12 protein-coding genes and 1 riboswitch are annotated in these 12,474 nt (G+C 69.7%); of the genes, 5 read left to right on the top strand and 7 right to left on the bottom strand.

All coding sequences use genetic code 11. The features are described 5' to 3' along the window. Window positions 1–91: 91 nt before the first annotated feature. Complete coding sequence (locus ABT004_RS33750) at window positions 92–313, bottom strand: hypothetical protein (RefSeq protein WP_351344709.1); 222 nt, start codon at window positions 311–313, stop codon at window positions 92–94. A 77-nt stretch (window positions 314–390) separates the two neighbouring features. Between ABT004_RS33750 and ABT004_RS33745 the strand changes: the two genes are divergently transcribed. Next, the gene (locus ABT004_RS33745; RefSeq protein ID WP_351344706.1) at window positions 391–678 is read left to right on the top strand and encodes a hypothetical protein; all 288 of its coding nucleotides are present in this window, start codon (window positions 391–393) and stop codon (window positions 676–678) included. A gap of 29 nt (window positions 679–707) precedes the next feature. Here the strand turns inward: ABT004_RS33745 and ABT004_RS33740 are convergent, their stop codons facing one another. Then, entirely contained in the window at window positions 708–1,292 is a 585-nt protein-coding gene (locus ABT004_RS33740) for a TetR/AcrR family transcriptional regulator (RefSeq protein ID WP_351344703.1), read from the bottom strand. Window positions 1,293–1,433: 141 nt separating this feature from the next. Here ABT004_RS33740 and ABT004_RS33735 point away from each other — a divergent pair, with 141 nt between their 5' ends. Continuing rightward, window positions 1,434–2,216, top strand: coding sequence for an SDR family NAD(P)-dependent oxidoreductase (locus ABT004_RS33735; protein ID WP_351344700.1), 783 nt, complete (start codon window positions 1,434–1,436; stop codon window positions 2,214–2,216). 233 nt (window positions 2,217–2,449) lie between these two features. On the opposite strand, the gene groL is transcribed toward ABT004_RS33735, so the two are convergent. From groL to thrC, 4 genes are all read right to left on the bottom strand, one after another. Further along, window positions 2,450–4,075 carry a chaperonin GroEL gene (groL, locus tag ABT004_RS33730; protein ID WP_351344697.1) on the bottom strand — a complete coding sequence of 542 codons (1,626 nt, stop codon included), beginning with the start codon at window positions 4,073–4,075 and terminating at the stop codon, window positions 2,450–2,452. A 308-nt stretch (window positions 4,076–4,383) separates the two neighbouring features. Continuing rightward, window positions 4,384–4,590 (bottom strand): cold-shock protein, encoded by a 207-nt coding sequence (locus ABT004_RS33725; protein WP_030576453.1) that lies wholly within the window; start codon window positions 4,588–4,590, stop codon window positions 4,384–4,386. A 431-nt stretch (window positions 4,591–5,021) separates the two neighbouring features. Further along, window positions 5,022–5,297, bottom strand: coding sequence for a MoaD/ThiS family protein (locus ABT004_RS33720; RefSeq protein ID WP_351344693.1), 276 nt, complete (start codon window positions 5,295–5,297; stop codon window positions 5,022–5,024). Between the two features lie 34 nt (window positions 5,298–5,331). Next, window positions 5,332–6,636 (bottom strand): threonine synthase, encoded by a 1,305-nt coding sequence (gene thrC, locus ABT004_RS33715; protein WP_351344690.1) that lies wholly within the window; start codon window positions 6,634–6,636, stop codon window positions 5,332–5,334. An 18-nt stretch (window positions 6,637–6,654) separates the two neighbouring features. After that, a riboswitch (SAM riboswitch) is annotated at window positions 6,655–6,810 on the bottom strand. Between the two features lie 161 nt (window positions 6,811–6,971). Here thrC and ABT004_RS33710 point away from each other — a divergent pair. From ABT004_RS33710 to ABT004_RS33700, 3 genes are all read left to right on the top strand, one after another. Further along, window positions 6,972–7,919: a glucosyl-3-phosphoglycerate synthase gene (locus tag ABT004_RS33710; protein WP_351344712.1), complete on the top strand. Its 948-nt coding sequence runs from the start codon at window positions 6,972–6,974 to the stop codon at window positions 7,917–7,919. 38 nt (window positions 7,920–7,957) lie between these two features. Beyond that, window positions 7,958–10,024, top strand: a complete 2,067-nt coding sequence (locus ABT004_RS33705) for a DUF7927 domain-containing protein (protein WP_351344687.1) — start codon at window positions 7,958–7,960, stop codon at window positions 10,022–10,024. An 88-nt stretch (window positions 10,025–10,112) separates the two neighbouring features. Then, window positions 10,113–11,504: an alpha,alpha-trehalose-phosphate synthase (UDP-forming) gene (locus ABT004_RS33700; RefSeq protein WP_351344684.1), complete on the top strand. Its 1,392-nt coding sequence runs from the start codon at window positions 10,113–10,115 to the stop codon at window positions 11,502–11,504. Here ABT004_RS33700 and otsB read toward each other — a convergent pair. Then, window positions 11,481–12,311: a trehalose-phosphatase gene (otsB, locus tag ABT004_RS33695; protein ID WP_351344680.1), complete on the bottom strand. Its 831-nt coding sequence runs from the start codon at window positions 12,309–12,311 to the stop codon at window positions 11,481–11,483. The genes ABT004_RS33700 and otsB overlap by 24 nt on opposite strands. Window positions 12,312–12,474 lie beyond the last annotated feature (163 nt).

The raw sequence follows: 12,474 nt of genomic DNA, 5'->3' as shown, positions 1-12,474 counted from the left end.
CTACGAGACCCTTCCGGCGCCTTGCGATCGCACGCACCAGACCCCGCGAGGCCCGCCCTCCGGGCGGACGACGCTACTTTCGAAACACGCCCTAGTAGTACCGGCCCGGCACATAGAAGTCGGGCGGCATGATCCCGGGGTGCGACGGCGCCACGAGACCCGCCGCCTCCGCTTCCTCGTTCGACATGATCACCGTGCCCGAGGCCGGCACCGGATCATGGTCGGCGGCGGACGCCGTGGCGGCACCCGCCCCCACCAGGGCCGTCGCCGCCAGGACCGTCGTCAATACGCGCTTGCGCAAGCTGTTCGTCATGCCCGCCCAACGACCGGCGTCACCCGCAGGTCACCGCTCCACATGCGCCCCGCCCCGCCCTCCCGCATTCTGGCCCCATGGCTGACAGCACCCTTTCGAAGATCTCCTGGACCGAGTTCCGCCCGGACCGGCGCCTGCTGACGGTGGGGGCAGCGCTCACCGGTATCGGCACCCTCACCGCGATGGCCGGGGTCGGCGTCCTCGTCTACGAGCTGGCGCGCGCGGGCCGCAGCTGGACCGGCAGCTGGGACGTCCCGCCCACCGAAATGGCCTCCCGCGCCCTCCACCAGGCCCAGGCCGTCGCGACGAGCGCGAGCCGCGCGGGCCGCGACACATGGAAGACGTACCAGGAGGGCGCGGCCTGACCTGCCGCCCCTGTTCTATGAGGCCCGTTCTATGAACCCGGCGTACCCACGCCGTGCAGCAACGTGTCCACGACCCGCGCGGCGAGGGCGTCCACGGCGGCATCGGTGTCGGGTGCCTGCCCCGCGGCTTCGTGAATGAGGGCGTAGTACACGGTCCGCGCCCAGTCCAGATCGGCGTCGGGACGCAACAGGCCGGCGTCGCGGGCGCGCGAGAACAGCGCCGCACAGCGGGTCATCACGTCCTCGTGGACGCGCGCGACCTCAGGGTCCGCGAGGGGGAGGGCGCCCATCGCGAAGCCCCAACTGGTCTTCACCCGAAGCACGTTCACGGTCGCCTGATAGAGCGCGACGGCCGGCGGCGACGTCTCCGGCCGCGCCGCCTCGACCGCCTCGTGGAACCGCTGCGTCGCCCAGGCCGCGAGCGCCCTGATCAACGCCTCCCGCGACGCGAACCGCCGGTGGACCGTGGTCCGCGCGACCCCGGCGGCCTCGGCGATCTGCTCCATCGTCGCCGCCGGATTCACGGCCAGCACCCGCTCGGCCGCTTCGAGGATCGCGCGCACGGTCCGTTCGGTGTCGGCACGAAGCGGCTTCGTGGAGGCGGGCTGCGCCATGGCGGGCAAATCCTTCCGATGGGGGACGACCTCAAAAGCGTACGCCAATGTGGCAACTCACCAACTACTTGCAACACGCATGACGCATATCCTATGTTCAACGCATCACCTGAGACGCAGGTGTCGACCAAGGGGAGCGTCATGGACCTGCAACTGAACGGCAAGACCGCCCTCGTCACGGGCGCCAGCCGAGGCATCGGGCTCGCCGTCGTCCAGTCCCTGGCCGCCGAAGGCGTACGCGTCGTCGCAGCCGCCCGCACCGCCGCCCCGGAGTGGAAAGCGGCCGGGGCGATACCGGTGACGGTGGACCTGTCCGACCCGGCCGGGGCCGAGCGGCTGGTCACGGAGGCCGTGGCCGAGCTGGGCGGGATCGACATCCTGGTCAACAACGTCGGGGGCGGCGACGGCGCCCTGAGCGGCGGCTTCCTCGACCTGACCGACGACCAGTGGGCGCAGGTGACGGACCTGAACTTCTCCGCCACCGTCCGCGTCACCCGCGCCGCGCTACCCGCCCTGCTGGCCGCCCGCGGCTCGATCGTCAACGTCTCCTCGACCAGCGCCCGCGTCCCGCAGGGCAGCCCCATCGCGTACGCCACGGCCAAGGCCGCGCTCACCGCGTTCGGCAAGGGCCTGGCGGAGGAGTTCGGCTCGCGGGGGGTCCGGGTGAACACCGTCTCGCCGGGCCCGGTCCGCACCGCGATGTGGGAGAGCCCGACGGGTTACGGCGCCGGGGTCGCCACCGCCATGGGCATCGACCACACCGACCTCCTGGCCGGACTGCCCACGGCGACAGGCATGCTCATCGACCGCCTCATCGAACCCGAAGAGGTCGCGACCCTGATCACCTACCTGTCGTCCCCCCTCGCCGCCGCGACCACAGGCACCGACCACCTCATCGACGCCGGCTCGGTCAAAACCGCCTGACCCATTGAAGCCCCGCCGACGCCCATTCAAGCCCCGCCGGCGATTGAGGCGCGGGGCCCGGGGCAGAGCCCCGATCTTTCAAGCCCCGCACTTCGAACGAGAGCCAGCGGGGCCCGGGGCAGAGCCCCGCGACCGCACCCACGGCTGGCCGCAACAAAACGCCCGAGGGCGGCACCGTCTCACGTAGAGACAGTGCCGCCCTCGGGTTACAGACGAGCTGAACCGCGACCGGCTCAGAAGTCCATGTCACCGCCCGGCATCCCGCCACCGGCCGGCGCAGCGCCCGCCTTCTCCGGCTTGTCGGCGATGACAGCCTCGGTGGTGAGGAACAGCGCGGCGATGGACGCGGCGTTCTGCAGGGCAGAGCGCGTGACCTTCGCCGGGTCGATGATGCCCTCGGCGATCATGTCGACGTAGTCACCCGTGGCGGCGTTCAGACCGTGACCGACGGTCAGGTTGCGCACCTTCTCCACGACGACGCCACCCTCGAGACCACCGTTGACGGCGATCTGCTTGAGCGGGGCCTCGAGCGCGAGCTTCACGGCGTTGGCGCCGGTCGCCTCGTCACCCTCGAGCTCCAGCTTCTCGAACACCGCGGAGGCCTGGAGGAGGGCCACGCCACCACCGGCGACGATGCCCTCTTCGACGGCCGCCTTCGCGTTGCGAACGGCGTCCTCGATGCGGTGCTTGCGCTCCTTGAGCTCGACCTCGGTGGCCGCGCCCGCCTTGATGACGGCCACGCCGCCGGCGAGCTTGGCGAGGCGCTCCTGGAGCTTCTCGCGGTCGTAGTCCGAGTCGCTGTTCTCGATCTCGGCACGGATCTGGTTGACGCGACCCTGGACCTGGTCGCTCTCACCGGAGCCGTCGACGATCGTCGTCTCGTCCTTGGTGATGACGACCTTGCGGGCGCGGCCGAGCAGGTCGAGACCGGCGTTCTCGAGCTTGAGGCCGACCTCCTCGGAGATGACCGTGCCGCCCGTGAGGATGGCGATGTCGCCGAGCATGGCCTTGCGGCGGTCACCGAAGCCCGGGGCCTTGACGGCGACGGACTTGAAGGTGCCACGGATCTTGTTGACGACCAGCGTCGACAGGGCCTCGCCCTCGACGTCCTCGGCGATGATCAGCAGCGGCTTGCCGGACTGCATGACCTTCTCGAGCAGCGGAAGGAGGTCCTTCACGTTCGAGATCTTCGAGTTCACGATCAGGATGTACGGGTCGTCGAGCGACGACTCCATGCGCTCCATGTCCGTGGCGAAGTACGCCGAGATGTAGCCCTTGTCGAAGCGCATGCCCTCGGTGAGCTCGAGCTCCAGACCGAAGGTCTGGGACTCCTCGACGGTGATGACGCCTTCCTTGCCGACCTTGTCCATGGCCTCGGCGATGAGCTCGCCGATCTGGGTGTCGGCGGCCGAGATGGAGGCGGTGGAGGCGATCTGCTCCTTGGTCTCCACCTCCTTGGCCTGCTCGAGGAGAGCGGCGGAGACGGCCTCGGTGGCGCGCTCGATGCCGCGCTTGAGGGCCATCGGGTTGGCGCCGGCGGCTACGTTGCGAAGGCCTTCGCGAACGAGCGCCTGGGCCAGGACGGTCGCGGTCGTCGTGCCGTCACCGGCGACGTCGTCCGTCTTCTTCGCGACCTCCTTGACCAGCTCGGCGCCGATCTTCTCGTACGGGTCCTCGAGCTCGATCTCCTTGGCGATGGACACACCATCGTTGGTGATCGTGGGGGCGCCCCACTTCTTCTCGAGGACGACGTTGCGACCCTTGGGGCCCAGGGTCACCTTGACGGCGTCGGCGAGCTGGTTCATGCCGCGCTCGAGGCCGCGCCGTGCCTCCTCGTCGAACGCGATGATCTTGGCCATGTGAAGTGGTCCTCCCGGACGGGGTGGAAAAGCAAGCAAACGGACCGTGCTGGTGCCCGCGACGGACGGTCTGCAGACCGTGTGGTTCCTTGCACCACCCGGCCCCCGGACCTCACCGACCCGATCCAAGTTCTGTCACTCTCACTCGGAGAGTGCTAAGCCCAATGATTAGCACTCGACCCCCTCGAGTGCAAGGTGCTCTCCTCATCGCGAACAGTCCCACGCAGCACGAAGGGCCCGCCCCCCGGTCACCCGGGAGACGAGCCCTTCATGACGTGCGACGTGCAAGCTTGCAGTCGGACGCGCGTTCAGCCGGCGGCCACGCGGACCATGTCGGCCTGCGGCCCCTTCTGGCCCTGCGAGATCTCGAATTCCACCCGCTGACCCTCTTCGAGGGTGCGGTAGCCGTCCATCTGAATCGCGCTGTAGTGGACGAACACATCCGCACCACCGTCGACCGCGATGAAGCCGTACCCCTTCTCCGCGTTGAACCACTTGACGGTGCCCTGAGCCATGCCTAACTCCCCTATTACTGGCCCTTACGCAGGACCGCACTTCGCGGACCCGGGTCAGACCTCACGCCCCATGGGATATGGGGGTGTGCGCCGGAACGCGTCGACCGCGGCTGAATGTATCTGCCCAACTGCCGTCTGCAACAGGTCAATCGGACGAGAATTCTGGGCACGCCAGATCGGGGGAACCGGGCCAACTCACCGGATCCCAGGGCAAGTCGGGCCGCGCAAATGCCATAAAAGGCCCGAATGGGCCGGTTACTTTGGCTACTTCTTGTCGGGCTCCGGGCGAGAACTCATATGCGCCCGTCATGCACCGTTCATGGAAACGCAGCAGCTTCCCCAACTGTACCGCGCTCAACCATGCAGAATTGCCCCCTCCGCTTCTCTGGCGGAGAGGGCAATTCGGATAACTCTGGGTAGAACGCGAACGATCAGCCGCCGGCGACGGCCGGAATGATCGAGACGCCCGCGCCGTCCGGCGTCGCCGTCTCGAGGCCCTGCTCGAAGCGGACGTCGTCGTCGTTCACGTAGACGTTCACGAAGCGGCGCAGCTTGCCCTGGTCGTCGAGGACGCGGGCGGCGATGCCGGTGTGGTTCTTCTCGAGGTCGGCGATGACGTCGGCGAGGGTGCCGCCCTCTGCGGCGACCTCGGACTTGCCGCCCGTGTAGGTGCGCAGGATGGTGGGGATGCGAACGTTGACGCTCATGGTGGTAACTCCTGTTGCTACAAGTCGGTCGGGCTCAGTGGTCGGCGGCGAGGCCGGCCTCGCGGAACGCGTCGAGGTTCGGCCGGATCGTGGCCGTGGCCTGGGACGAATCGGCGACCGCGGCAAGCGTCTTGAGGCCGTCACCGGTGTTCAGGACCACCGTGGTCAGCGACGGGTCGATCTGGCCCGCCTCGATGAGCTTCTGCGTGACGCCGAGGGTCACACCACCGGCGGTCTCGGCGAAGATGCCCTCCGTGCGCGCGAGCAGCTTGATCGCGTCGACGACCTGCTCGTCGTTCACGTCCTCCACGGCGCCGCCGGTACGGCGCGCGATGTCGAGGACGTAGGGGCCGTCGGCGGGGTTGCCGATGGCGAGGGACTTGGCGATGGTGGTCGGCTTCTGCGGGCGGACCACGTCGTGGCCGCCCTTGTAGGCGACGGAGACCGGGGAGCAGCCCTCGGCCTGGGCGCCGAACAGCTTGTACGGCTTGTCCTCGACGAGGCCGAGCTTGATCAGCTCCTTCAGGCCCTTGTCGATCTTCGTGAACTGCGAGCCGGACGCGATCGGGATGACCAGCTGGTCGGGAAGGACCCAGCCCAGCTGCTCGCAGATCTCGTACGCGAGCGTCTTGGAACCCTCGCCGTAGTACGGGCGCAGGTTGACGTTGACGAAGCCCCAACCCTCGCCCAGCGGGTCGCCGATGAGCTCGGAGCAGAAGCGGTTCACGTCGTCGTAGTTGCCCTCGATGGCGACGAGGTCACCGCCGTAGACGCCGGCCATGACGACCTTGCCCTCTTCCAGGTCGTGCGGGATGAACACGCAGGACCGGAAGCCGGCACGGGCGGCAGCGGCGCCGACGGCGCCGGCCAGGTTGCCGGTGGAGGAGCAGGAGAGCGTGGTGAAGCCGAAGGCGCGGGCGGCCTCGATGGCCTGCGCGACGACGCGGTCCTTGAAGGAGTGCGTCGGGTTGCCGGAGTCGTCCTTGACGAACAACTTGCCCTCGGCGACGCCCAGTTCACGGCCGAGGTTGTCGGCCTTGACGAGCTTGGTCCAGCCGGGGTTGATGTTCGGCTTCTCGGCGACGTCGGCCGGGACGGGCAGCAGCGGGGCGTAGCGCCAGATGTTGGCGGGTCCTGCCTCGATCTGCTTGCGCAGCGTCTCGGGGTCACCGACGGGGAGGTCGTACGCGACTTCGAGCGGGCCGAAACACTCGGCGCAGGCGAAGACGGGGCCGAGCGGGACGACGGCGCCGCACTCGCGGCAGGAGAGGCCGGATGCCGGACCAAGGTCGACGGCGTCGGTGGCGGCGGTTTCGGTGGCGACAGTCTGTACAGCCATGAGAGGCGAGGCCCTTTCTCCTCATCTTTCCCGTGACGCATCTCGCCACGAGACGGATTTGGCACCTTCACTAGCCGGGAGCCTCGCGAGCGCACTGGAGTGTGCGAAACGAGACCGGCTGGAGGGTTGCCGGGGCTTCAACGGGCCGTTTCCCTCTGCCCCTCTGGATGAGCGGTATTCGATTGTGTGGATTCAGTTGTGTACGGCAGGCGACCCCCGGCATGCGATGGTCACCGACCTTGTTCAAGACTGTAACCGAAGGCCCGGACCGCAGAGATAGTCGTCCGAACCGCGAGATGGATCACATGTCGATCCTTAGGGAAGGAACCCAGACCGTGCTGGAAGAGGTCGAGCGCTGGCTGAACAGGCGCTCCTGGTCCGTGGCGGACCATCCGCTGCACCGGTTGGTCGCCGCCAAGCACGCGTCGGGGCAGACGGTGAGTGTCGTACTGCCCGCGCTGAACGAGGAGGAGACGGTCGGCGAGATCGTCTCCGAGATCCGGCGGACGCTGATGACGGACGCGGTGCCGCTCGTCGACGAGCTCGTCGTGATCGACTCCGGCTCCACCGACCGCACCTCCCAGGTCGCGGCGGCGGCCGGGGCGCGCGTCGAGCACCGGGACGCGATCCTGCCGCGGATCCCGGCAAGGCCCGGCAAGGGCGAGGTGCTGTGGCGCTCCCTTTTCGTCACGTCCGGTGACATCGTGTGTTTCGTCGACGCCGACCTGAAGGAGTTCTCCGCGGACTTCGTCTCCGGGATCGTCGGGCCGCTCCTGACCGATCCGGGCGTGCACTTCGTGAAGGCGATGTACGACCGTCCGCTGGCCGGGGCCACCGGGGAGGGCGGCCGGGTGACCGAGCTGATGGCGCGGCCGATACTCAATCTGCACTGGCCCCAACTGGCCGGATTCGTCCAGCCGTTGGGCGGCGAGTACGCGGCCCGGCGCTCGCTCCTCGAGCGGCTCCCGTTCCCCGTCGGATACGGCGTGGAGCTCGGCCTGCTCGTGGACGCGCTGCACACCGTGGGCCTGGACGCGCTGGCCCAGGTCGACGTCGGCGTGCGCAAGCACCGGCACCAGGACGGGCAGGCGCTCGGCCGGATGGCGGCGGCGATCTACCGCACCGCCCAGCTGCGGCTGGCGCGCGGGCACCTCATCAGGCCGGTGCTCACGCAGTTCGAGCGGGGCGAGGACGGCTTCGAGCCGCGCACCCACGAGGTCGACACGGAGGAGCGGCCGCCGATGATCGAAATCGGTGAGTATGCGGAGCGTCGCGCGGCGTAATCGCGGGATGATCATGATTATTGCCTAGATTGCCCCTTATGTGGCTTAAACATCTCAAGGGCATGGCGGCGCTCGCCGCCACAGTAACGGCCGCCGCGACACTCGTCGCCGCGGCCGTCCCCGCGTCCGCCGTCGTCGTCGACCCCTTCGCCAAGCGGTACGAGGAAGCGCTGTACGGCGACTTCATCACCCTCGGCAACACCGTCATGCAGTGCCCGTCCACTCCCGCGGACGACGCGGCGCGGTGTCGAGCCGCACAAGCCGGGACCACGACGGAGAACAACAACCAGTTCGACATGCAGTACACGGACACGGCCGGGTTCGGCACCGGCGTCCTGAACTCCTCGACCGGTGAGGTGACGATCCCGCCGGGCGCCACGGTCGCGTACGCCCGCCTGTTCTGGGGCGGCAACGACGGCACGTACAAACTGGGCCGCAACCAGATCAACCGCTGCGACACCGCGGGCCCCGCCACCTCGCCGACCGACAGCGGCCCGCTGGACACGCGGCCCCGGGTGCGGGTGAACGGCGGGCCCGAGTCCCAGGTGGCCGTGGAGAACGCGGTGCGCACCCCGGCCGAGGTCGGCGGCCCGCACTACTACACGGCCGAGTCCGACGTCACCTCGCTGTTCGCCGGCGTCACCACCGGCTCCCCGGTGCCGGTCGCGGTCGGCGACGTCTGGGCGCCCACCGGCAAGGGCTGCGTCGGCGGCTGGTCGCTGACCGTCGTCTACAAGTACGACGCCCCCAACGCCCAGTACGCGCCCACCCGCCGCAACGTCTACGTGTACGGCGGCCACGTGGTGCAGCAGTCCAAGGACCCCGACACCACGATCTCCATCGACGACTTCTACCGCACGGGCACCCGCGACGTACGCGCCGGCGTCACCGCGTACGAGGGCGACGCGAACGTGACGGGTGACCAGTTCCTGGTGAACGGGCAGCGGATCGCGGACCCCGACGGCGGCGGCACGAACAACTTCTTCGACAGCCACGCCAACGGCGCACTCGACCCGAACGACCACAACAACTTCAGCATCGACGCGAAGGAGGCGATCATCCCGTCGGCCGCGCTGCCGCAGGGTTCGACCTCCGCCGATCTGACGTTCCGCACCAGGGGCGACACCTACGTGCCCTCGGCACTCGCCTTCTCCGTGCCGGTGCCCGACCTGGAGATCAAGAAGAGCGCCACGCCGAAGAAGGTCGCCCCCGGCGGCAAGGTGACGTACACGATCACCGCCAAGAACATCGGCGACCTCGACTACCCGGGCGCCAAGCTCAGCGACGAACTGGACGACGTGCTGGACGACGGCACGTACAACGGGGACGCCAAGGCCGACATCGGCAACGTCACGTACGACGCGCCGAAGCTGAGCTGGCGCGGCGACGTACCGGCCGGCAAGACCGCGACGATCACCTACAGCGTCACGCTGCACGACCCGCTCACCGGCGACGGCAAACTGACCAACGACGTGATGGCGGAGGACACCCCGCGCACCAACTGCGAGGAGGGCACGGAGGATCCGAACTGCGGCTTCTCGCCGGAGATCGAGAAGCCGGAGCCGCCCACCCCGCCGCTGAAGATCGTCACCACCCCGGAGCCCACGACCGCTCCCCCGTGCTCCACGGTCAAGAACACCATCACCATCCGCAACGACAGCGAATACCCGCGCGATAACGCCGCGATCTCCTGGCCCACGAAGGGCGCCGTCGGCACCCCCACCGCCAGCGGCGGCACCATCAGCAAGAAGGGCTCGTCCTTCTACTGGAACGGCACCGTGCCCGCCCACGGCAAGGTGGTCATCAAGGAGAACGTCAAGGCCTCCTGCACTCCGGGGGCGGCCATTGTCATCCCGGTGACCGGTGAGGTGTCCGGCACCAACTGCACCGCCCGCACGCGCGGCGGCGACGACCCGTGCACCGCGGTGATCGGCACCAAGCGCCAGCAGGCGCGGCCCGCTCCGCCGCAGCAGCAGCATCCGCACGGATCGGAGCTGGCCGAGACCGGCGCCGACTCACACACCCTGCTGTACGGCGGGCTCGCCGTCACGCTGTGCGGGCTCGGCGCGCTGATCCTCGCCGCCGTCCGCGGCCGCAAGAACTGACCCGACCGCGGGTTTCGTACACGGCCGGGTCCCCGTCGGGGGCCCGGCCTTACGTTTGAACGTTTCCGGGCCGGGCTAGCGTGCCCCTATGAGTTCCACGACGCATGGTGCTGCTGAGGTTCTCGTCGCGTCCAACCGCGGCCCGGTCTCGTACGAGGTCGACGACGCCGGGGGGATCGCTGCGAAGCGTGGCGGGGGCGGTCTGGTGTCGGCGCTCGGCGTCGTCGAGGACAAGCTGTGGGTGTGCTCGGCGCTGAGCGAGGGCGACCGGGAGGCGGTGCGGCGCGGGGTCGCCGAGCCGGGGGTGCGGATGCTCGACATCGACGCCGACGTGCACACGGACGCGTACAACGGGATCGCGAACTCGGTGCTGTGGTTCGTGCACCACATGCTGTTCCAGACGCCTCTGGAGCCGTCGTTCGGCCCGGAGTTCCGCAGGCGGTGGGCGTCCTACGAGGCGTACAACCAGGCCTTCGCCGAGGCGCTCGCCGAGGAGGCGGCGCCGGGCGCGACGGTGGTCGTGCAGGACTATCACCTGACGCTGGTGCCGGGGATGCTCCGCGAACTCCGCGGCGACCTGCGGATCGGGCACTTCTCGCACACGCCCTGGGCGCCCGTCGACTACTTCCGGATGCTGCCCGACGACATCGCCGAGCAGGTGCTCAGGGGCATGCTCGGGGCCGACCGCTGTGCGTTCCTGACCCGGCGCTGGGCGGACGCCTTCACCGACTGCTGTACGCATCTCGTCGGCGGCACGTCCGGGACCCGGATCGGGGTGCACGGGCTCGGCGCCGACGCGGACTTCCTGCGCGAGCGGGCGCACCGGGACGACGTGGAGGAACGGCTTGCGGCGCTGCGGGCGCAGATCGGCGGGGACGGTTCACGGAAGGTGATCGTCCGGGTCGACCGGACCGAGTTGTCGAAGAACATCGTGCGGGGGCTGTGGGCGTACGAGCTGCTCCTCGAGTCCGCGCCCGAGTGGCGGGAGCGGGTCGTGCACGTCGCGTTCGCGTATCCGTCGCGGCAGGATCTGGCCGTGTACCGCGACTACACGGACGAGGTGGCGCGGGTCGCCGAGTCCATCAACTCCCGCTGGGGCACGGAGAGTTGGACCCCGGTCGTACTCCACGTGAAGGACGACTTCGCGCGCTCGCTCGCGGCGTACCGGCTCGCGGACGTGGCCCTGGTGAACCCCATCAGGGACGGGATGAACCTGGTCGCCAAGGAGGTGCCGGTCGTCTCCGACGACGGGTGCGCGCTGGTGCTGTCGCGGGAGGCGGGGGCGTACGAGGAGCTGGCCGAGGACGCGCTGATCGTCAACCCCTATGACGTGAGCGGGACTTCGCGGGCCCTCGCGGAGGCGCTCGCCATGCCGTGGGACGAGCGGGCGGAGCGCACGAAGCGGCTCGCCGCGGCGGCGACGGCGCTGCCGCCGGGGGCGTGGTTCCTGGAGCAGCTAGAGGCGCTGCGCCAGGGCTGAGAAGAAGGCCGCGAGTTCGGCGGGGCCGTCCACCAACAGGTCGGCCCTGTCGGCGAGTTCGGGCACGACCGTGTCCGCCGCCACCAGGAGGCCCGGGACGCCGTCGGAGCGGAGCTTCTCCACCGCCGCGAAGGCCGGGAGGTCGCCGAGGTCGTCGCCCGCGTAGAGGACGGACTCCGCGCCCACCTCCCGTACGTACTCGGTGAGCGCCACGCCCTTGTCGACGCCGGGTGGACGCAGCTCCAGGACCAGGCGGCCCGGCTCCACGATCAGCCCGTGCCGGGCGGCGAGCTCCGCCAGAGGTTCGCGGAGGGCCTCGAAGGCGGCCTGCGGGTCATGGGCGCGGCGGGTGTGGACGGCGACGGCGCGGCCCTTCTCCTCGACGTACGTGTCGTGCCAGAGGTTCGACTCGGCCAGGACGCCGGGGAGTTCGGAGCGGACGGAGGCGACGCCGGGGTGCGGGGCGGGGGCGGTGACCGTGCCGGTGACGGCGTCCCAGCGTTCGGCGCCGTAGTGGCCGAGGACGACCAGGTGCTCGAGTCCGGGAACACCGGCGAAGCCACCGTGGCGGACCGCGGTGGCCGCGGGGCGGCCGGTGATGACCGCGACGGAGGCGACCTTGGGGGCGAGTGCGGCGAGGGCGGGGACGGTGTCGGGGTGGGCGCGGGCCTGGTCGGGGTCCGGGACGATGGGGGCGAGGGTGCCGTCGAAATCGATGCCGACGACCCCCCTCCGGGGGTGAGCCAGGAGGGCATCCAGCCCCTCACGTCCTGCGGTCGTCCGGGGGGCGTGCTCATGGCGGGCCATGCCATTGACGATAGCCGGGGTTGCACTCACGGGGCTCTGCCCCGGACCCCGCTGCTCAATCGCCGCAGGGGTTTGAAATACCAAACCCCCGCGGCGGGTGGGCAAAACAAGCCCCGCCGGCGATTGAGGCGCGGGGTCCGGGGCGGAGCCCCGGGGGTTAGCG

Origin of the sequence: Streptomyces sp. NPDC002790, assembly GCF_040295505.1 — a bacterium.
GTDB lineage: Bacteria > Actinomycetota > Actinomycetes > Streptomycetales > Streptomycetaceae > Streptomyces.
This window is presented reverse-complemented; position numbering and strand designations above follow the sequence as displayed.